The 20,094-nt window shown below is 65.4% G+C and carries 21 protein-coding genes; 6 read left to right on the top strand and 15 right to left on the bottom strand.

Going from position 1 to position 20,094, the window contains the following annotated elements; genetic code table 11:
- Positions 1 to 35 precede the first annotated feature (35 nt).
- From U0023_RS05545 to U0023_RS05530, 4 genes are all read right to left on the bottom strand, one after another.
- Positions 36 to 572, bottom strand: coding sequence for a MarR family winged helix-turn-helix transcriptional regulator (locus U0023_RS05545; protein WP_040638679.1), 537 nt, complete (start codon positions 570 to 572; stop codon positions 36 to 38).
- Between the two features lie 93 nt (positions 573 to 665).
- Entirely contained in the window at positions 666 to 1,496 is an 831-nt protein-coding gene (locus U0023_RS05540; RefSeq protein WP_009763331.1) for an ABC transporter permease, read from the bottom strand.
- Positions 1,496 to 2,275, bottom strand: a complete 780-nt coding sequence (locus tag U0023_RS05535) for an ABC transporter ATP-binding protein (RefSeq protein ID WP_009763332.1) — start codon at positions 2,273 to 2,275, stop codon at positions 1,496 to 1,498. The genes U0023_RS05540 and U0023_RS05535 overlap by 1 nt, the downstream gene beginning before the upstream one ends.
- A 35-nt stretch (positions 2,276 to 2,310) precedes the next feature.
- On the bottom strand, positions 2,311 to 3,315 hold the full coding sequence (locus U0023_RS05530) for an ABC transporter substrate-binding protein (protein WP_009763333.1): 1,005 nt from the start codon (positions 3,313 to 3,315) through the stop codon (positions 2,311 to 2,313).
- Here U0023_RS05530 and U0023_RS05525 point away from each other — a divergent pair.
- Positions 3,293 to 3,544, top strand: coding sequence for a hypothetical protein (locus tag U0023_RS05525; protein WP_154661130.1), 252 nt, complete (start codon positions 3,293 to 3,295; stop codon positions 3,542 to 3,544). The genes U0023_RS05530 and U0023_RS05525 overlap by 23 nt on opposite strands.
- A gap of 398 nt (positions 3,545 to 3,942) precedes the next feature.
- Here the strand turns inward: U0023_RS05525 and U0023_RS05520 are convergent, their stop codons facing one another.
- The gene (locus tag U0023_RS05520; protein ID WP_040638680.1) at positions 3,943 to 5,514 is read right to left on the bottom strand and encodes a glucan biosynthesis protein; all 1,572 of its coding nucleotides are present in this window, start codon (positions 5,512 to 5,514) and stop codon (positions 3,943 to 3,945) included.
- Between the two features lie 643 nt (positions 5,515 to 6,157).
- Between U0023_RS05520 and U0023_RS05515 the strand changes: the two genes are divergently transcribed.
- Both U0023_RS05515 and U0023_RS05510 read left to right on the top strand, forming a co-directional pair.
- The gene (locus U0023_RS05515) at positions 6,158 to 7,312 is read left to right on the top strand and encodes a type III PLP-dependent enzyme (protein ID WP_009763335.1); all 1,155 of its coding nucleotides are present in this window, start codon (positions 6,158 to 6,160) and stop codon (positions 7,310 to 7,312) included.
- A 130-nt stretch (positions 7,313 to 7,442) separates the two neighbouring features.
- On the top strand, positions 7,443 to 8,015 hold the full coding sequence (locus tag U0023_RS05510) for a GNAT family N-acetyltransferase (RefSeq protein WP_009763336.1): 573 nt from the start codon (positions 7,443 to 7,445) through the stop codon (positions 8,013 to 8,015).
- Positions 8,016 to 8,021: 6 nt separating this feature from the next.
- Here the strand turns inward: U0023_RS05510 and U0023_RS05505 are convergent, their stop codons facing one another.
- Positions 8,022 to 9,347 (bottom strand): MFS transporter, encoded by a 1,326-nt coding sequence (locus tag U0023_RS05505; protein WP_154661131.1) that lies wholly within the window; start codon positions 9,345 to 9,347, stop codon positions 8,022 to 8,024.
- Between the two features lie 153 nt (positions 9,348 to 9,500).
- Here U0023_RS05505 and U0023_RS05500 point away from each other — a divergent pair, with 153 nt between their 5' ends.
- Positions 9,501 to 10,931, top strand: a complete 1,431-nt coding sequence (locus U0023_RS05500; protein ID WP_009763338.1) for a homospermidine synthase — start codon at positions 9,501 to 9,503, stop codon at positions 10,929 to 10,931.
- A 53-nt stretch (positions 10,932 to 10,984) separates the two neighbouring features.
- Positions 10,985 to 11,323, top strand: a complete 339-nt coding sequence (locus tag U0023_RS05495) for a hypothetical protein (protein ID WP_009763339.1) — start codon at positions 10,985 to 10,987, stop codon at positions 11,321 to 11,323.
- 62 nt (positions 11,324 to 11,385) lie between these two features.
- Here the strand turns inward: U0023_RS05495 and U0023_RS05490 are convergent, their stop codons facing one another.
- The 9 genes from U0023_RS05490 to U0023_RS05450 form a co-directional block, all read right to left on the bottom strand.
- Positions 11,386 to 11,901: a DUF2937 family protein gene (locus tag U0023_RS05490; RefSeq protein ID WP_009763340.1), complete on the bottom strand. Its 516-nt coding sequence runs from the start codon at positions 11,899 to 11,901 to the stop codon at positions 11,386 to 11,388.
- A 141-nt stretch (positions 11,902 to 12,042) separates the two neighbouring features.
- A complete protein-coding gene (locus U0023_RS05485; protein WP_009763341.1) occupies positions 12,043 to 12,321 on the bottom strand; it encodes a hypothetical protein in 279 nt (92 codons plus the stop codon).
- A gap of 8 nt (positions 12,322 to 12,329) precedes the next feature.
- On the bottom strand, positions 12,330 to 13,334 hold the full coding sequence (locus tag U0023_RS05480) for a WD40 repeat domain-containing protein (protein ID WP_009763342.1): 1,005 nt from the start codon (positions 13,332 to 13,334) through the stop codon (positions 12,330 to 12,332).
- 81 nt (positions 13,335 to 13,415) lie between these two features.
- Positions 13,416 to 14,378, bottom strand: coding sequence for a CobW family GTP-binding protein (locus tag U0023_RS05475; RefSeq protein ID WP_009763343.1), 963 nt, complete (start codon positions 14,376 to 14,378; stop codon positions 13,416 to 13,418).
- A 151-nt stretch (positions 14,379 to 14,529) separates the two neighbouring features.
- On the bottom strand, positions 14,530 to 15,453 hold the full coding sequence (locus U0023_RS05470; RefSeq protein ID WP_009763344.1) for a metal ABC transporter substrate-binding protein: 924 nt from the start codon (positions 15,451 to 15,453) through the stop codon (positions 14,530 to 14,532).
- Between the two features lie 26 nt (positions 15,454 to 15,479).
- A complete protein-coding gene (aztB, locus tag U0023_RS05465; protein ID WP_009763345.1) occupies positions 15,480 to 16,346 on the bottom strand; it encodes a zinc ABC transporter permease AztB in 867 nt (288 codons plus the stop codon).
- Between the two features lie 11 nt (positions 16,347 to 16,357).
- A complete protein-coding gene (aztA, locus tag U0023_RS05460) occupies positions 16,358 to 17,104 on the bottom strand; it encodes a zinc ABC transporter ATP-binding protein AztA (RefSeq protein WP_009763346.1) in 747 nt (248 codons plus the stop codon).
- Between the two features lie 3 nt (positions 17,105 to 17,107).
- Entirely contained in the window at positions 17,108 to 17,299 is a 192-nt protein-coding gene (locus tag U0023_RS05455; protein ID WP_040638681.1) for a hypothetical protein, read from the bottom strand.
- Positions 17,300 to 17,360: 61 nt separating this feature from the next.
- Positions 17,361 to 18,938: a glucan biosynthesis protein gene (locus U0023_RS05450; protein ID WP_009763347.1), complete on the bottom strand. Its 1,578-nt coding sequence runs from the start codon at positions 18,936 to 18,938 to the stop codon at positions 17,361 to 17,363.
- Positions 18,939 to 19,107: 169 nt separating this feature from the next.
- Here U0023_RS05450 and U0023_RS05445 point away from each other — a divergent pair, with 169 nt between their 5' ends.
- Positions 19,108 to 20,052 (top strand): TAXI family TRAP transporter solute-binding subunit, encoded by a 945-nt coding sequence (locus tag U0023_RS05445; RefSeq protein ID WP_040638997.1) that lies wholly within the window; start codon positions 19,108 to 19,110, stop codon positions 20,050 to 20,052.
- The last annotated feature ends 42 nt before the right edge of the window (positions 20,053 to 20,094 follow it).

The following is a 20,094-nucleotide window of genomic DNA, read 5'->3' as shown; positions in this document are numbered from 1 at the left end:
GCACGACCCTCGTGCGCGGCACACAGGGGTGAGGATCAGGCGGTCGCGGTCGCGGCCATCTCCGGTTCGCCGGCGGCTTCCAGGCCGTCTACCTCGTCGTCGGCCTCGAAACCCGTCTGATCGGCGCCAGTGAGGCCCGCGAGGTTCTTGGCGGCCTTGCGCAGCAGCTTGCGCAGGCGCTTGCGGTCCTTGTTGTCGAAGCCCTGGAGCAGCTCGCCCTCGACTTCTTCCCACAGGGCGTCGATGGCGGCGGCCTTGCGCTTGCCTTCCCTGGTGAGCTTCACGCGCACGACCCGGGCATCGCCGGGTTCGGTGTGGCGTTCCACGAGCTTCAGGCTGGAAAGGCGGGATACCGTCTTGGACGCGGTCGGCGGGCGCACGCGCAGGATCGCCGCGAGTTCACCCATGGTCATGGGGCCGGAATTGTTGAGGGCCTGGAGCACCTGCTCCTGGCCGGCGAAGAGGCCGAGTTCCGAGAGCTTGTCGCCCGTGCGGCTCCGATGCAGGCGAGAGGCTTGAACCAGAGCCCATCCGACGCTCTTGATGCCCGGATGCTTGTTGTCGGTATCCATGGTCCCTCGCTGTTGGAAGCGTTTCGACCGTACCATGGCCTGGCCTCATGACGGTACGATGACAAGCCGGCGCATTATTAACAGGCTAAGGAATCAGCGGTCCCGGGGGACGGCGCTTTCATGCCAGCGCCGGAGAAGGGCGTGATTGAGCGCAGCCAACACCAGGAACAGCGCGATGCCGGTTGCGGCCAGGAGAACGAGAGCCGCAAAGAGGCGCGGAATGTTGAGCCGGTACTGACTCTCGATGATGCGATAGGCCAGCCCCGACCCCGCCCCGGCGGATCCGGCGGCCATCTCGGCCACCACGGCGCCGATCAGGGACAGGCCGCCCGCGATCCGCAGACCCGCCAGAAAGGCCGGGAGGGCGGCCGGGCAGCGCAGGTACCAGAGGGCCTTCAAACGCGCCCTGAGCCGCGCGAGAGGGCTTTGCGACACGGGAGCGCCGTAGAGCCGGAACAGCTCCATGAGATTCCGGTCCACGGATTGAAGGCCGAGCATCGTGTTCGACAGGACCGGAAAGAACGCCACGAGCCAGGCGCAGGCCAGGACCGCCACATCCTGCGGCATGTAGATCAGCAACAGGGGCGCGACGGCGATGACCGGCGTGACCTGGAGCACGACGGCGAACGGGTAGAGCGAATACTCGACGATCCGCGACAGGCTCAGCAGCACGGCAAGGCCCACGCCGCCGACGACCGCGAGCGCAAGCCCCGCGAGGGTGGTCTCGAGCGTCGTCAGGAGCGAGGCCCAGAGCAGAGGCCAATCGGCCACCATGGTCGTGGCGATCAGGCTCGGCGCGGGCAGGATGTAGGGCGGAATGCCCTTCAGGCGCACGGCGGCTTCCCACGCGGTAATGGCCGCCGCGAAGACGGCGAGCGGCAGAACGATCTTCAAGGGAGTGCCCTGCTGTCGAACGGGCGCCATCACGGCCGCTCCCCGACTGTCTGGCCGAGCAGGACCTGCGAGATGCGTCCGCAAAGCTGCGTATAGCTTGCACTGGTGCGGAAGTCGCTCGCGCGGGGGCCGGGCGACAGGCCTTCGATTGCGGCGACGATGCGCCCCGGACGCGGAGACATGACCGCGATGCGGCTCGACAGATAGGCGCTCTCGTAGACCGAATGGGTCACGAACACGACGGTGCAGCGCAATTCGCCCTGCAGGCGCAGCAGATCGTCGTTGAGCCGGAAGCGCGCGATCTCGTCGAGGGCGGCGAAGGGCTCGTCCATGAGCAGCAGCCGGGGCTTCAGCGACAAAGCCCGCGCAATCGACACGCGCATCCTCATGCCGCCGGAGAGCTCGCGCGGATAGGCCTTCGCGAAGTCGCCCAGGCCGACGAGGGCAAGGCTCTCGACAATGCGGTCCTGCGCATCGCGCCGGGATACGCCGCGAAGGCGCAAGGGGAGCCACACATTGTCCGCCACGTTGGCCCAGGGCATCAGCGTCGCGTCCTGGAACACGAACCCGATCTCGCCGCGATGATCGTCGCTGCGCGCTTCCGGCCAGGCGACGCTTCCGTCAGTCGGCTCCGCGAGCCCCGCGATGAGACGCAGCACCGTCGACTTGCCGCATCCCGACGGGCCGAGCAGGGAGACGAATTCGCCCGCGAAGATGTCGAGATCGAAGCCGGCAAGAGCCGTCACGCCGTTGGAGAAGGTCTTCGAGACGTCCTTGAAAGAAACGAGCGTGGGTGCGGGTTGCATCATCGGGGCAGCGGCGCGGATGAAGCGCCGCTCTCCTGCTACGGCTTCAGGTTCAGCCCCACGCCCTTGTTCACGAACTGGAGCGTATAGGCTTTCCTGTAGTCGAGATCCGCCTTGAAGAGGCCGGCCTTCACCATCTTGTCGAAGAAGTCCTTCATGCGGGCATCGGTCATGGCGCCGATGCCGAGCTGTTGCGTGTCGCCGGAATCGACGATGCCGTACTCCTTCATCTTGGCCCGGGAATAGTCGAGCAGCTCGTCGGTCATCTCCGGGTTGTCGCGCTTGATGAGGTCCTTCGCCTTCGCGTTGTCGCCGTAGAGGTAATTGTACCATCCGATGGTCGAGGCATCGACGAAGCGCTGCACGAGATCGGGATTCTTCTCCACGACCTCGCGGCGCGTCTCCACGGTGGTGGAATAGGTGCTGAAGCCGTAATCGGCGAGCAGGAATACGTTGGGCTTGAAACCGGCCGCTTTCTCGATGGTCAGCGGCTCCGACGTGACGTAGCCCTGCTGCACCGAGGCCTTGTTGGCGATGAAGGGCGCCGGATTGAAGCCGAAGGGCTTCACCTGCTCGTCCTTGAATCCGTATTCGGCCTTCATCCACTGGAAGAAGGTGGCGACGCCGTCCTTGGACAGGAGAATGTCGTTCGACTTCTTCAGGTCCGCGAAGGTATCGAGTCCCTGGCCCGGATGGCTGAGGAGCACCTGCGGCTCCTTCTGGAAATGGGCCGCGACCACGATGGTGGGGATCTCCTTCTCGACGGCCGAGAAGGCCTGGATCATGCTGCCGCCCATGTAGAAGTCGAGCTTGCCGACCGTCATGAGCATGCGGTTGCTGGCGCGGGGGCCGCCCGGCACGATGGTGACCTTGAGGCCGTATTTCTCGTACGTCCCGTCGGCCGCGGCCTGATAATAGCCGCCATGCTCGCCCTGCGCGATCCAGTTGGTGCCGAAGGTCACTTCCGTCAGCGGCTGCTGCGCCAAGGCGCTCCCGCTCAGGCAGGCTGCGAGCGCTCCCGTGATCCAGGCGTTCAGCTTCATCGGTCCTCACCTTCCGCTCGGCAGGGCAAACCGCCTGCAATCCGAGGCACAGCTTCTGCGCGGTTCAAAGGGGCTTGGCAAGGTCTTCATGTCTCCTGACGAAACGATGGCATGGCGGGCGCATATTGATGGTTCCTGTCAAAGAGCAGCACCTTGGGGCCCGCAGCTTGCGCTGCGAGCCTTTCAGGAGATCGAGGGTGGCGTGTCGGGCAGCCCGGCTCGCTTGTGAGTGAGAATGGAAGAGCCGAACTGCTCGTCCCGCACGGTTCTTTTAGGCGTTTAGACTTGGACCAGCACAGGGCTGCCAAGGGCCTCCCGTCGCAGGTGTGCGAGACCTGCGGCAGGACCGTTCCCCACCCCACAACTGCGACGCCTCGCGAGCGCGCCCCTCGTCAGGCGGGGATGGGTAACGATATAGCCAAGGTTCATCCCCCTGTCAAGAACAAAGTGAGAACATAACGTTGCCCTCAGAACCGCGTCGTCCTGGCCGCACCTGTTGCGGCCACCCACGCCTCAAGCTCACGAAGCAGAAGAAAAGACGTGGATGGCCGGGTCAAGCCCGGCCATGAAGGGAGAGGCTCACTCCCCGTCAGACCGGCCGGAAGCGATAAGACCTGCCTGCGTGGATCACTCCACCGCCCAGAGATAGGTCCAGGTTTCCGTCAGAGCCTTGTTTCCGGCGCGCAGGAAGGCGCGCAGGTCGGCGGACTGGCCCGGCTCCAGCTTCACGTCGATGGCCGCCCTGAAGCCGTTGGTATGGCTGTTGGGCATGATGAAGGTATTGGTGATCTGCCCAGCGGACGTGGAGGGGACGATCTGCACCTGCTCGGGGGCGCCGAGATAGTAAGCCAGGTTGCCGCCCGCGAAGTCGATGATGAAGCGGCGATGCCCCCGGTCGCTCGGCGCGTTCGACCCGCTGGCGCGGGGAGGCGTCTGGAAGGTGTTGATCACCTTTCCGCCCGTATGCATGGCGCCGATCGCCGACAGGGCCCGCAGGCGATAGGACAGGACGACCTCCTGTCCGGGCTCGAACGGACGGCTCGGCTGCCAATAGGCTACGATGTTGTCATGGGTCTCGTCGGGCGTCGGAAGCTCTACCAGCTCGACCCAGCCCTCGCCCCATTGCCCGATGGGCTCGACCCAGTAGCCGGGACGCTGGTGGTAATAAGCCTCGATATCCTGGTAGTTCTCGAACACCCGGTCACGCTGCATCAGGCCGAAGCCACGCGGATTGTTGTCGCTAAAGGACGAGATCGTCTTGCGGGCCGGGTTCCGCAGGGGGCGCCAGATCCATTCGCCCGCGCCGGACTGGATGAGAAGCCCGTCCGAATCGTGGATCTCGAGCCGGTAATCGTCCGTCGGCTTCCGGTCGTTCTCGCCTTCGAAGAACATGGAGGTGAGGGGGGCGACGCCGACATTGGCGATGGCCTGGCGCGGGAACAGCGTTGCCGTAACGTCGAGGGTCGTTTCCTTCGAGGGGTAGACCTCGAACCGGTAGGCGCCGGCGACCGACGGGCTGTCGAGGAGGGCATAGATGATGGCCCGCTCGTCGTTGGGCTTGGGCATCTCGATCCAGAATTCGCGGAAATGCGGAAACTCCTCCGCTTCGCCGCCTTCCACATTGATCGCGAGGCCGCGTGCCGAGAGGCCGTATTTCTGACCGGCCCCGAGGAAGCGGAAATAGCTCGCCCCCAGGAAGGCGATCAGCTCGTCGAAGACCTTCGGATTGTTCAGCGGGTAATGGAGACGGAAGCCCGCAAAGCCGAGGTTGACGGGCAGCGGCCGCTCGATCTTGTTGCGGCCGTAATCGAACAGCTCGCGCTGATAGGGAATCGGCGTCGGGACGCCGTCGCGGATGACGTTCACCGTCACGGGCTGCTGGTAGAGGAAGCCGGGATGGAAGAGCTGCATCCGGAACGGCCCGTTGCCGGAGCCGAGCAGGACCTTGTCCGGGCGGAAGCGGATGTCCCGGTAATCGTCGAAGCTGAGCCTGCTGAGAGGCTCCGGCAGCTGCACGTTCGGGGCCTCGTAGGGCACGGCCGCGAGTTCCCGGGCCCGGCGCACCACGTCCTCGTAGCGGAAGGGATTTGGCGCCGGAACGCCGTTTTGCTGCTGCGCTGAGGCCTGCCGGCTCAAAGCGGGCAGCGCGGTGGCTGCGAGCAGGCTTTGCAGGAGAAAACGGCGGGACAGGTTCGTCATGGCTGCGGAAAGGTCTCGTCTCAAGAGGAAAAGTGGCCGGAAGTCAGGCCTTTGAATATGGGCCCGGATCGTCATCCGTGTACCTGTCCCGCTTAATGGAGGCTGAATGGTGATGCGGGCAAGACACAGGTCCGGGCAGGGTTAAAAAAATCCTCGGAAGGGTCCGAAAAGCTCTTGTGATCCCTGACGAATATGCTTATTTCACCCCTGCCCAATTTCGCACGTGCCTGTGGTCGCGTGCCGGTTGGTGGGCATCCGGACAAGAGGCCGGACAGCCGCCCGAGAGCGACCTAGCTCTCGATACCCCTAACCGGCAGCCGGAGGCGAAAACCGGCGCACCTCGTTCTCAACGGGGGACGCGACTTAAAGCAACGACGAACGGGCTTTTTTGGTCTCGTTGGCCCTCCAAAGGTCAACACCGAAGAGGCTTGTTTATCATTGCCAGGCGTGCGGATGGAGTATCCCCATCCAATCCAAGGCAGCATCGTCGGGTGAAGAGCCCATCGCCGCTTCTCGTGTCTCCATCGCACGAAGCGGGATGTCGTCTTCCCTCGCTGACGCCGGACGGCAGGACATCCTGATCGTCTGAATTTCAATCCGGAGGCTTGAAGACCTCCATTGAACCTTTGGTGGGGAGAGCGCCATGACTCAGCGCATCCGTGAATTCCTGCGTAACCGACGTGAGGACGGCCCGTGCGTGGTCGTCGACCTCGAGGTCGTGCGCGACAACTATTCGAAGTTTGCCCGTGCGCTCCCCGACACGCGCGTGTTCTACGCCGTGAAGGCCAACCCGGAGCCGCAGGTGCTGAAGCTCCTGGCCGATCTCGGCTCGTGCTTCGACACGGCGTCCGTGGTCGAGATCCAGCTCGCGCTGGATGCCGGCGCCACGCCCGACCGCATCTCCTTCGGCAACACGATCAAGAAGGAGCGCGACATCGTGCGTGCCCTCGAGCTCGGCGTGCGCCTCTATGCGGTCGATTGCGAAGTCGAGGTCGAGAAGATCGTCCGCGCGGCCGCCACGGCTGGCATCGACGCGTCCGAGGTGAAGGTGTTCTGCCGCATCCTGTGCGACGGCGCCGGCGCCGAGTGGCCGCTCTCCCGCAAGTTCGGCTGCGTGCCCGAGATGGCCGTGGACGTGCTGGAGCATGCCTATCGTCAGGGTCTGGAAGCCTACGGCGTGTCCTTCCACGTGGGTTCGCAGCAGCGCAACACGGAAGCCTGGGATCAGGCTCTCGGCTCTGCCTCGGCGATCTTCCGTGAATGCGCCCATCGCGGCATTCACCTGTCGATGGTCAACCTCGGCGGCGGCTTCCCGACGAAGTACCTGAAGACGGTTCCTCAGGTGGAAGCCTACGGCGAGTCGATCTTCCAGGCGCTGTCGAGGCACTTCGGCAACCGCATCCCGGAGACGATCATCGAGCCGGGCCGCGGCATGGTCGGCAACGCGGGCGTCATCGAGGCCGAGGTCGTCCTCGTCTCGAAGAAGAGCCGCGACGAGGAAGAGGTGCGCTGGGTCTATCTCGACATCGGCAAGTTCGGCGGTCTCGCCGAGACGATGGACGAGTCGATCCGCTACCCGATCCGCACGGAGCACGACGACGACCGCATGGTGCCTTGCGTGCTCGCGGGTCCCACCTGCGACTCGGCCGACGTTCTCTACGAGAAGGAGCCTTATCCGCTCCCCGTCTCGCTGGAGATCGGCGACAAGGTGCTGATCGAGGGCACGGGCGCCTACACGACCACCTACTCGGCGGTCGCGTTCAACGGCTTCCCGCCTTTGAAGTCCTACGTGATCTAACTCACGTCCCGCCTGCCTCGTCGAATGAGGCAGGCATCAACCTCAACAGAGTTGTCCCGGACGGCCGGCTTCAAGTTCAAGCCGGTGCGAGGGCTGTCGCTCACCCCACGTGTCTTGGGAGGCCACGGCCATGATCACGATCCGCGAAGAAATCTTCCGCGATGTCGAGGCGCGCGAGGCGCTGCTCGATGCCTGCTTCGGACCCACCCGGTTCCAGAAGACCTGCGAACGCCTGCGCGAGGGCAGGATGCCGGCCGACGGTTTGTCCCTGGTCATCGACCGGGGCGGCGAGATCATCGGCACGGTGCGCCTGTGGCACATCTCGGCCGGTCCGAATCGTCCGGCCCTGATGCTCGGGCCCATCGCCATCGACCCGTCCGTGCAGAGCCTCGGTCTCGGCGGCAAGCTGATGCGCGAGGCGCTCGCGCGCGCGGCCGATCTCGGCCACAAGGCGGTGCTGCTGGTGGGCGATGCGCCCTATTACGAGCGCTTCGGCTTCTCGACGGACAAGACGGGCTCCCTCTGGCTGCCGGGTCCCTACGAGCGCAATCGCTTCCTGGCGCTTGAACTCGAGACGGGGGCGCTCGCGGGCGCTCGCGGCCTCGTATCCGCCACCGGCGCCTTCGAGCAGAAGCCGGATCTCGGCGCGCTCGTGGCCGCTGCGGCGCAGGGTGCCTTGCCGGGCCTTCGCCCGGCGCGCTGACGCCGTCTATCCCTCCGAGGGCTGCAAGCGCGCGGCCCTCGGATCGGGCAGAACGAAGGTGACGGCTGCGGCTGCGATCATGTAGGCGGCAAAGCCTAAACAGATCGATTCGAGAGACACCCCGGCATCGAACAGGAGCCCGATGGCGCCCGGCGTCGCCGCCGAGGCAACGACCATGATCGCACCCGCGAGCGCACGAATCTTTCCAAGATGCGTCGTGCCGAAAAGCTCAGCCAGGACGGCTGCGATCACCACGTTGGTGCAGCCGGACGTCAGACCGATCAGGCCGAAGAACACGAGCGGCAGGTAAGGGGCATCGAACATGGCGAGCGTGAGGGATGCGGCCGTCATGCCGGCGAGGTAGAAATGGCTGAGACGCACGGCGCCGAAACGGTCGACGAAACTGCCCGCGCTCATGGCAACCGCGACGGATACCAGCGCGAAGAGCGTGATGCTGCTTGCCAGAAGCTCCAGGGACCAGCCTTTCACATCGGCGATGAAACGCTGATGGAAGAAGTAGGCCGTCATGATGGCCGGATAGCCGATCATGGTGGGGATCAGCGCAAGAAAGCGCCAGTCCCGCAAGATGTCGGCCCAACGCGGTCCCGCATCGTTCAAGGGTGTTTTCCGTGCAGCTCCGCCGAGGTCGGCATCCCTTCGCTTCAGAAGCGCGCCGAGCAGCCAGCCGAGGCAGAGCGCAGCGACGATGACGAGCGCGACGATGCGCCAGGCGCCCGTCCAGCCGAAGAATGCGATCAGCGCGATGGCGATCGCCGGCAGGGTCGCTTCGCCGGCCGGAAAGCCGAGAGCCGCCACGCCCAGAGCCCGGCCGCGAACGCCCTCGTGCAGGCGGGCCGTGCTCATCACGCCCGCATGGCTGAGCATTCCCTGGCCGAAGAGGCGCAAGGCGAAGAGGCTGAGGCCCAGCAGGATGAGATTGGGCGCAAGGGACAGGCCGACGGCCGCCACGGTCAGGCCGAGCATGGCCGTGGTGGCGTAGAGCCGGATGTCGACCCGGTCGATGACGCTGCCGGCCCAGATCATCAGCAGTCCCGAGGACAGGGTTGCGGCGGAATAGATGGAGCCGAACGCGCCGTGCGTCAGGCCGAACGTCTCGCGGATATCCGGCCCCGACAGGGAGATGAAGAAGGTCTGGCCGAAGGAGGACAGGAAGGTCAGCGCGAAGCCGAAGCCGATGATGCGCCAGTGCTCCCTGACAAGTTCATGAAATTTCATCGGTCCGAGCCGGCTGAGAGACGAAGATCCTGCGATCTTGCAGTCCTGTTTCACGATGTCGAGGACGAAATGGACCGGCATGGCTGTCGTCGTCATCCGGCCTTCGCCATCCGCAGGGAAATTGCGCTTCGGCACTTGTGGAGAGCCACAGCCATTGACCCCGGGGGCTCCTCAATCCTAGATGCGCCCGGAACCGTTCACACCGGAGACCTCTCGTCCTGTTCCAGGACCCGCAAAGGAGAATAATCGATGACCACTTGGCCCATCCACGGCCGCATTACCGGCCCGATTGTCATGATCGGGTTCGGTTCGATCGGCAAAGGCATGCTGCCCCTGATCGAACGGCATTTCGAGTTCGACAAGAACCGCTTCACGGTCATCGATCCTGTCGACACCGACCGCAGCATGCTCGACGTGCGCGGAATCACGCTGGTCAACAAGGCGCTCACGCCCGACAACTACCGCGAGATCCTGACGCCGCTGCTGACGGAAGGCGGCGGGCAGGGCTTCTGCGTGAACGTCTCGGTGGACACGTCGTCCCGCGCCATCATGGAGCTCTGCCGCGAGCTCGGCGCTCTCTACATCGACACCGTGGCCGAGCCCTGGGCCGGCTTCTACTTCGACAAGAACGCCGACCCGTCCGTGCGCACCAACTACATGCTGCGCGAGAACATCCTCGACGCCCGCCGGCAGAACCCCGGCGGTCCTACCGCGGTGAACTGCTGCGGCGCCAATCCCGGCATGGTGTCCTGGTTCGTGAAGCAGGCGCTCCTCAACATCGCCAAGGATACGGGCCTCGACGTCGAAGTGCCGAAGAACCGCGAGGAATGGGCCGCGCTCATGCAGCGCATCGGCGTGAAGGGCATCCACGTCGCCGAGCGCGACACGCAGCGCGCCGAGCATCCCAAGCCCATGGGCGTGTTCGTGAACACCTGGTCGGTGGACGGCTTCGTGTCCGAGGGCCTGCAGCCGGCGGAGCTCGGCTGGGGCACGCACGAGACGTGGATGCCGGACAACGCCCGCACGCACGACAAGGGCTGCGGCGCGGCGATCTACCTGCTCCAGCCCGGCGCGAATACCCGCGTGCGCACCTGGTGCCCGACGCCCGGTCCGCAATACGGCTTCCTCGTCACGCATAACGAGGCGATCTCGATCGCGGATTACTTCACCGTGCGCGACGGCGACAAGGTCGCCTACCGTCCGACCTGCCACTACGCCTATCATCCGGCGAACGACGCGGTGCTGTCGATGCACGAGATGTTCGGCGCAGCCGGCAAGTTCCAGGGCAAGCAGCACATCCTCACCGAGGATGAGATCGTCGACGGCATCGACGAACTCGGCGTGCTGCTCTACGGCCACGGCAAGAACGCCTATTGGTACGGTTCGCAGCTGTCCATCGAGGAAACCCGCAAGCTCGCGCCGTATCAGAACGCGACCGGTCTTCAGGTGACCTCCGCCGTGCTCGCCGGCATGGTGTGGGCGCTGGAGAATCCGAATGCGGGCATCGTGGAGGCCGACGACATCGACTTCCGCCGCTGCCTGGAGGTGCAACTGCCCTATCTGGGTCCGGTGAAGGGCTATTACACGGATTGGACGCCGCTCGACGACCGCCCCGGATTCTTCCCGGAGGACATCGACACCTCCGACCCGTGGCAGTTCCGGAACATCCTGGTGCGCTGACCGATACGTCGTGCCCGGGCTTGGCCCGGGCACGACCCATGGAGTGAGCCGGTATGCCTCATTTCGAGGAATTCTACGCCAACAAGTTCCGCGGCGGCCTCGGCGTCACGGATGCCGAAAGCGTGCTCGACCTGCGGGGCGTCTCGCGCGCGAAGGCGGAAGCGTCGATCCAGGACATGCTGGAGCGCAGCCGCTTCGCGGCGCCGAAAGCGGTCGCCATCCGCCTCGATCCGCCGCCGGAAGGCGGCGGCGAGACGCTGTTCCAGCCCGTAGGCAAGGCCCTGCTCGACGCGAAGAAGCGCGGCTGGATCGACCGGCTGCAGACCCTGCCGGCGCAGGATGGTCTGGGATTTTATGTTGTGCTGGCCGGAAAGCCGGAGCGTGGGGCTTAATCGGGACGACTCAAACCTAACCTCATTCTGAGGAGCAGGGGAGAGTGTGTGAGACGACCCCGTTATGCTCTCGCCGTGTGACGTGGCCGCCGCCACAGGCTGCGAATAAAACCCGCCAGCAGGAGCATGCCGCCCCACAGGGCGACGAAGCCGGCCGCGCTCGACAGGATTCCTTCCTCGGTCACCGGCAGGGCCGGCTCGAAATCGCGATAGACCGCTTCCATCACGTCCTGGTCGCCGTCCCGCACCATCAGGGCGATGCGGGAGAAGGGGCCGGCCTGCATCATCGCGCCGCGATGGGCTTCCAGGCGGCTGAGGCGCTCCACATTGGCCTGCATGGCAGCGCCCTGGCGGCTGACGAAATCGTCCGCGTTGGAGCGCAGGCGGGTGATGGCGCTTTCCAGGGTCTCGCCGCTGGCCTGCGCATCCGCATCGAAACGCGTGATCACGCGCTGCAGCTCGTCGATGGTGCCGCCGAGGCGCTGACGGTATTGCTGCGCGAATTCGGGCCCCTGTGAGGCGACGACACCGCCACACAGGCCCAATCCGAAAGCCACGATGCGAACGATCCTGGACAAACTTGGCCTCCACGCATCGTGCGGAAAAACGGGGTCCGGTTTTCGCTGACGCGGCCCTCCGGGTCCGCTCCACACGATGCGTCGCTTCAGAAAAGGCATCGAATGGATCCCGAGAGTGCATTCCACTTTCGGGTCCGATGCCTAAGGATCAAGAGCTCCGATGATATCTTGTTCCATGACGTCGTCGAGAGACTTGGCGATTTTGAGCGCCCGGGTCTTCCGGCCGGGCTCCATCACCAGGATCACGGTCTCGATCCCGGGGCAGCCGGGATCGTTGCAGGCGATTTCATTGACCGCGAAGGCGGTATCCGGCGCCGTCTCGAGGGCTGACCGTGCGAGGTCCTTCACCCGGTCGACCGCCTGCTTGTCGGGCTTGGGCAGGCCGAACGTGCCTCTCAGGAAAGCGCCGAGACGGACCACGGGCGACCTCACGGCAGGGTCAGGATGCCAGCCTGGCCGTCCTCGCAGCCGAAGGCGAGGCGCTTCCCACCCTTATCCCAGGCCATGGCCGTGATGCCGCTGTCCTTGACGGCCGGGCGGACCAGGAGTTCCGAGGCGTCGTTGAGACGGATGAGCAGGATGCAGCCGTCCTCGTAGCCCACCGCCAGCACGAGGGTGTTCGGATGGAAGGCCACCCGGCTGACCTTGGCGGGGCGCACGCCGCATTCCCGCGGCGCCTTGCCCATGGGGCCTTCCTTCGATTCGAAGGGCCAGATGATGGCGGCTTCCGCGCCGGAGGTGGCGAGCCATTTGCCGTCGCTCGACCAGGAGAAGGAGCGCGTCTTCGACGGATAGCCGCTCATGCGCATATGGCCCTTGTCCGGGATGAGCCGCCAGCCGTGGAGCGCGTTCTCCTGCATGGAGGTCACCACGAAGCGGGCATCGGGCGACCAGGTGATGTCGAGATGGGAGCCTTTCCATTCCAGGGATTCGGGCTTGGCTTCCACGTTGGGGAACCAGAGCGTCGCGCCGTTGTAATGGGAGATCGCCAGCCGGTAGCCCTTGGGCGCGAAGGCGAGGCCGCGGGCCGCGGAGGGAACCTCGAGGGTCTTCTCCCGGCCCTTGTCGTCGCGGGCGATCACACGCTTGCCGACGCCATAGGCGAAGGCGCCACCCGCGTTGACGGCGAGCGAGTCGATCCAGGCACCCTTTGTTTCAGCCAGGGTCTTCGTGGAGCCGTCGGATCCCGTGACGGCGACGCGGCCGTCGTCGCCGCCGGTGACGAAGCGCTCGCCGTCGCTGGCCGCCACCAGCACGCCCGCATCCGGGTGCGCCTCGACGCGATGGCTCTCGCCGTCCTTGGCCAGGAGAACGCCGCCGTCGCCGAGGCCGAAGGCGGCCGTGCCCTTCAGCCAGCCGATCCCGGTCACATGCGCGCCTGCCGCGAGAGGCGCCACGTTCTGGGTCAGGGACGGAGCGGTTCCAGTACTCATCAAAGCGATTCCTTCATGCGCGCTGCCATATAGCATCGGACCCGCAGGCGAACACCACCGGCGGATCCGATTCCGCAGCCGTCAGGCCGCGCAGGCCAGGAATCCTTCCTTGATCGCCTTCTCGTTCAGGTCGCGGCCGATGAAGACCACCTTCGAGGTGTGCTTCTCGCCGGGCTTCCATTCGCCCTGCACGTCCCCGTCCAGGATCATGTGGACGCCCTGGAAGACGAAGCGCTTCGGCTCGTTCGGGAATGCCACGATGCCCTTGCAGCGCAGGATGTTCGGGCCCTCGACCTGGGTGAGGTTCGAGATCCAGGGCATGAACTTTTCCGGATCCACCTCGCCGTCGATGGCGACGGAAACGGACTGCATCTCCTCGTCGTGATGATGGTGGTGGCCTTCCTCCAGGAAGTCGGGCTCGATCTCGATGATCCGGTCGAGGTCGAACGCCTTGCGGTCGAGGACCTCGGAGATCGGGATGGCGCAGTTCTGCGTGCGGTGGACCTTGGCGTAGGGGTTGATGGCGCGGATCCGCGCCTCGACCTCTTCCAGTTCACCCGCGGAAACGAGGTCGATCTTGTTGAGGATGATCACGTCCGCGAAGGCGATCTGGTTCTTCGCCTCCGGGGCGTCCTTCAGGCGGTCGGACAGCCACTTGGCGTCGGCCACCGTCACCACCGCGTCGAGGCGGGCGGTGTCGGACACGTCCTGGTCCATGAAGAAGGTCTGGGCCACGGGGGCGGGATCGGCGAGGCCGGTGGTCTCGACGATGATGGCGTCGAACTTGCCCTTGCGCTTCATCAGCCCGTCGAGAATGCGGATCAGGTCGCCGCGCACGGTGCAGCAGATGCATCCGTTGTTCATCTCGAACACTTCCTCGTCGGCGCCGACGACGAGCTCGTTGTCGATGCCGATCTCGCCGAACTCGTTGACGATCACGGCATATTTCTTGCCGTGCTGCTCGGTGAGGATGCGGTTGAGAAGGGTGGTCTTGCCGGCGCCGAGATAGCCTGTGAGGACGGTGACGGGAATCTTGTCGGTCATCGGAGCTTCCAGAAAAATTGGGTGTCATCCCCGGCGGCCTGCCAGGCAGGCCGGGAAGGGGATCCAGGCGCAGGTTGGGCACCTTACCTGGATTCCCTTCCCTCGCTGCGCTCGCCGGGAATGACACCAAGCGCCGCAGCGATCAGGGCTTTCAGCTCGACAGGGCCGCGCTGAAAGCCCTTATATTGTGTCTCATCATATCAATGTAAGTGGCAGCGGGGCCGTTCTCGTCCGAGAGCGCGTCGGAATAGACCCGGTCTCCGATTCTCGCGCCGGTTTCCTTCGCGATGCGCTCCATCAGGCGGGCGTCGGAGATGTTCTCCACGAAGACGGCCGTGATCTTCTCGCGCTTGATCTGCTGGATGATCCTGGCCACGTCCCTGGCGGAGGCCTCCGATTCCGTCGAGACGCCCTGGGGGGACACGAAGTCGATGCCGTAGGCCGCCTCGAAATAGCGGAAGGCATCGTGAGAGGTGATGAGCTTGCGCCGCTCGGGGGGAATCTTGGCCACGAGACCTTTCACCTCCGCGTCGAGCTCATCGAGCCGCGCGAGGTAGGCGGCGGCATTGGCCTCGTAGGCGGCCCTGCTGGCCGCGTCGGCGGAAATCAGGGCATCGCGGATATTGGCCACGTAGATCTTGGCATTGCCGATGCTCTGCCAGGCATGGGGGTCGGCGCCGCCATGATCGTGCCCATGGTCATGGCCGTCGTCTTCGCTCGACAGGACCTTGATGCCCTTGGCGGCCTCGACCTTCACGGCTTTCGTGCCGGAGGATTTCACGAGCCGGTCGATCCAGCCCTCGAACTTCAACCCGTTGGTGAAGACGACCTTGGCCTCGGACAGGCGCCGTCCGTCGGCGGGCGTCGGGGAATAGACATGCGCATCGCCGTTCGGGCCGACGAGGGTCGTCACCTCGACGCGCTCGCCGCCGACATTGCGGACCATGTCGCCGAGGATCGAGAAGGTCGCGACCACCTTCAGCTTCTCGGCATTCTGCGCGGCTGCCGGCAGCGACGAGGCGGCAAGGGTGAGGCATCCTGCCAGAAGGGATACGGCAGCTCTTCGCGTCAGCATGGGTCTTGATCCTTATGTGAAGAAGGTCAGGCTTCCAGATGCCTGCCGGGCCATGCGAGCCACAGCAGGCCGCCCTCGCGCCCGAGCACGAGGGACATCACGTAGACGGCGCCGGCCGAGAGGATGATCGCAGGCCCTGCGGGCAGCTCCGCGTGGAAGGAGAGCAGGAGACCGCTCAATCCGGACAGGATGCCGATGAGGACGGACACGAGCATCATCATGGTGATGTCGCTGGTCCAGAAGCGCGATGCGGCGGCGGGCAGCATCATCATGCCGACGGAGAGCAGGGTTCCCAGCGCGTGGAAGCCGCCGACGAGGTTCATCACGACGAGCCCGAGAAAGATCAGGTGCGTCGGCGTGCCGGCACGGCTCACGGACCGGAGGAAGATCGGATCCACGCATTCGAGCACGAGCGGCCGGTAGAGCACCGCGAGCGCCAGGACGGTGATGGTCGAGATGGAGGCGAGGAGCAGCAGCGTTCCGTCGTCGAGCGCCAGGACGGTGCCGAACAGCACGTGCAGCAGGTCCACGTTCGAGCCGCGAAGCGACACGATGGTGACGCCGAGCGCCAGGGACAGCAGGTAGAAGGCTGCCAGGGACGCATCCTCCTTCAGGGAGGTGAAGCGGGAGACGAGGCCCGCCGCAACCGCGACGATCACGCCCGCGAACAATCCGCCGATGGTCATGGCCGGCAGCGAGAGCCCGGCCACAAGATAGCCCACGGCCGCGCCGGGCAGGATCGCATGGGCCATGGCGTCCCCGGTCAGGCTCATGCGGCGCAGCATCAGGAAGACGCCCACGGGCCCGCCGCCCAGCGCGATCGCGATCACGCCCACCAGGGCGCGCTGCATGAATTCGAATTCGGAAAACGGCGTGTAGAACAGGTCGAGCATTGGCAGGTTCCTCACGCGACGTTGCGGTGGCAGACATCCGCGTGCGGATCGTAGGCCTCGACCATGCGCCGGGCCTTCAGGAGGTTCTCCGGGCTCAAGACCTCGACCGTCTCGCCCCAGGCCACCGGCTCGCGGGCGATCAGCAGGGTCTCGGGGAAGGCGCGCTTGACCATGTCGAGGTCGTGCAGCACGGCGACGACGGTGCGGGATTCCGCATGCCAGCGGCGCACCAGATCGAGCAGGTCGGCGGTCGTCTTGGCATCGATGGCCGTGAACGGCTCGTCGAGCAGGATCACCGGGGCGTCCTGGAGGAGAAGGCGCGCGAAGAGTGCCCGCTGCATCTGTCCGCCCGACAGGGTCGAGATCGGGCGCCGCTCGAAGCCGGTCAGGCCCACGGCCGCCAGGGCGGCGTCGATCCTGGCGCGGTCCTGCCGGGAGATGCCGCCGAACAGGCCGGAGCGCGTCCAGAGACCCATGGCGACGAGATCGTAGACGGAGAGCGGGAAGGACCGGTCGATCTCGGCCGCCTGGGGCAGATAGGCGATGCCGCGCGAGGCATGACACCGGATATCGCCCTCGAGGGGCTTGAGGGTGCCGACGATGCCCTTGAGCAGGGTCGATTTTCCGGCCCCATTGGGCCCGACCACGGCCATCAGACAACCGGCGGGGATCTCCCCGTCCAGGTGATGCACGGCGGGCCTGCGGCCGTAGCCGAGGGTCACCTCATCGAAACGGATGGCGGCCGATGCTGCGGACATGCGTTATCCCATCACGCCAAGGACCAGCACCCATAACCCTGCCAGCACGACGGCTGTTCCAGCCAGACGCTGCCCGACCGAGAGACGCAGGAGCGAAAAGGTCGGAGCGGCGGCAACCGCCCGATGCTCGTGGGAATGATGATGGTGGTGATGGCCATGCGACATGGCCTCTACATAGACCGGTTCGCCCGCCATTTCCAGGGGCGTATAGTATTTTATACGCCCCTATCAACCGTATGGTTTATATGGAGATATCTCAGAACGCCGGGTGGTACTGGTACAGCCAGGTCTCGCTCAGGATCTCGCTCTCGTTGCGCAGGTAGCAGCGCATCTCCACCGGCTCGGTCCCGGTCACGGTGAGGTCGAACTGGGTGCGCCAGTGGCCGGGCACGTTGTCGGGGACGGCCTCCGTGAGGATGTTCGAGAACTCGCCCCGGGAGGCGGTCAGCACGGGCCTGGGGATCACGCCGCTCGGGAGCCTGGTCAGGGGCTCGCCGAGGAACTCAACCATGAACTTGCGCACGCCCTTCGGCCGGATCGTGCCGGCCTGCCCGCCATTGCCGAAGCGGGTGGCGACCACGCGGGCGAGCGGGGTCGGATAGGGCTCCTCCGCCGACCAGTACATCCGGTAGCGCAGCTCGATGGCCTGGCCCGCGCGCACCGGGTCCGCCGGCACCCACATGGTCACGATGTTGTCGTGGATCTCGTCGTCGGTGGGGATCTCGACGAGCTGGATGGAGCCCCGGCCCCAGGTCCCCTGCGGTTCGATCCAGAGGGACGGGCGGCGGTCGTAATAGACGCCGTCGAGGTAATGGTCGAAGTTCCGGTCGCGCTGGAGCAGACCGAACCCCTTGGGGTTCTCGTCCGCGAAGGCCGAGGTGATGATGCGCGGCGGGTTGTTGAGCGGGCGCCAGATCCGCTCGCCCGTGCCGGTCCACATGGCGAGCCCGTCCGAATCGTGGATCTCGGGGCGCCAGTCGATGGCGGTGGTCTTGGACTTCTCCGAGTACCAGTACATGGAGGTCAGGGGCGCGAGGCCGAGGCGGCTCACGTCCTGGCGCATGAAGACGGCGGCATCGATGTCCATGATCACCGCCTCCGCCCGCTGCATGACGAAGCGATAGGCGCCGGCGACGCTCGGGCCGTCGAGCAGGGCATAGATCGTGACCGTATCCGAGCCCGGCTTCGGGGTCTCGAAATAGACGTGGGTGAAATCGGGGAATTCCTCGTTTTTCCCGAAGACCGCCACGTCCACGGCAAGGCCGCGGGCCGAGAGGCCGTATTGGTAGAGCTCGCCGATGGCGCGGAAATAGGAGGCGCCGAGAAAGGCCACCCAGTCGTTCTTCCTCCAGTCGAGCTTGCCGTTGCGGGCCTCCTGGAAGCGGAAGCCGGCGAAGCCCGAATTGTCCGGCAGCTTCCGGGCGGGCGAATCCGCCGGCATGTCGAAGTAGTCGCTGTCGTAGATGATCTCGCGTTCCTGCCCATTCTCGACCACGTGCATGCGCACCGGCTTCTGGAAGAAGCGGCCCAGGTGGAAGAAGGTGACGGGGAACTCGCTGGGCCCGTTGGCCCAGAGCGCCAGATCGGTCTTGAACCGGATCTTGCCGTGGGCGTCGTAGTCGATCTGGGCCAGCACCTCGGGCGACGGGCTTTGCGGCGCCGCATAGGGCGAGCGCGCCATGTCCTGCGCCCGCTTCTTCAGATCGTCGAACGAGAAGGGGGAGGGGATCCCCATCTTCAGGCCCTGCTGGGCCAGGGCTGCCCCTGAAAAGCCCTGCGCGGCGAGGGCGGCCGTGGCGGTAGCGGTTTGGAGAAAGCGGCGGCGATTGATCATGGATGAGCGCATGTGTCTGTGGAAGGACGCACCCCTACCGACCAAGGTGGCAGGATTAAGTCCCTCTTAGCCTCTTGAGAAATCTTCGTCAGCGGTCAAAGTTAGCCCACACACAGGCGTAGCGATAATTACGCCGTCAGATAGGGAGTACGCCATGTATCGAACAGTCATGCGCCGCGTCGTCGGCGCAGCGGCCGCCCTTGCGCTTGCGGGCGCCAGCATTCCGGCCCAGGCCCAGGATTTCATCAACGTCCTGACCGGCGGCACATCCGGGGTCTACTATCCGCTGGGCGTCGCTCTCTCCAAGGTCTTCTCGGAGAAGGTCCAGGGCTCGCGGCCGTCGGTCCAGGCCACGAAGGCCTCGGTGGAAAACCTTACTCTCCTGCAGCAGGGCAAGGGCGAGATCGGCTTCACCCTCGGCGACAGCCTCGCCATGGGCTGGGCGGGCGACGAGGAGGCCGGCTTCAAGAGCAAGCTCGACAAGCTGCGTGGCGTCACGGCCATTTACCCGAACTACATCCAGATCGTCGCGACGCAGGAATCCGGCATCAAGTCGCTCGCGGATCTGAAGGGCAAGCGCCTCTCGGTCGGCGCGCCGAAATCCGGCACCGAGCTCAATGCCCGGGCGATCCTCCATGGGGCGGGCCTGACCTACAAGGATCTCGGCAAGGTCGAGTACCTGCCGTTCGGCGAATCGGTCGAGCTGATGAAGAACCGCCAGCTCGACGCCACCCTGCAATCGGCCGGCCTCGGCGTCTCCTCGATCCGCGACCTCTCCACGTCTGTGCCGATCGTCGTGGTGGAGATCCCGGCCGCGATCGTCGAGAAGGTCGGCACACCCTACGTCAAGGCGACGATTCCCGCCAACACCTATGGCGGCCAGACCGCTCCCGTCGAGACGGCCGCCGTCGTGAATTATCTCGTGACCCATTCCGGCGTGAAGGACGAGACCGTCTACCAGATGACCAAGGCGATCTATGAGAGCCTGCCGGATCTCTCCGCAGCCCACGCGGCCGCCAAGGACATCAAGCTCGAGAGCGCGCTCTCCGGCATGCCCGTTCCGATGCATCCGGGCGCGCAGCGCTATTTCGACGAGAAGGGCGTGAAGAAATAAGGCTCCTAAACCCTTCGGCCGATTTACATCCGGGCCGGGGCA

The sequence above is a fragment of the Microvirga lotononidis genome (assembly GCF_034627025.1).
GTDB lineage: Bacteria > Pseudomonadota > Alphaproteobacteria > Rhizobiales > Beijerinckiaceae > Microvirga > Microvirga lotononidis.
The sequence above is the reverse complement of the archived record's forward strand: the minus strand, read 5'-3'. Positions and strand labels throughout refer to the sequence as shown.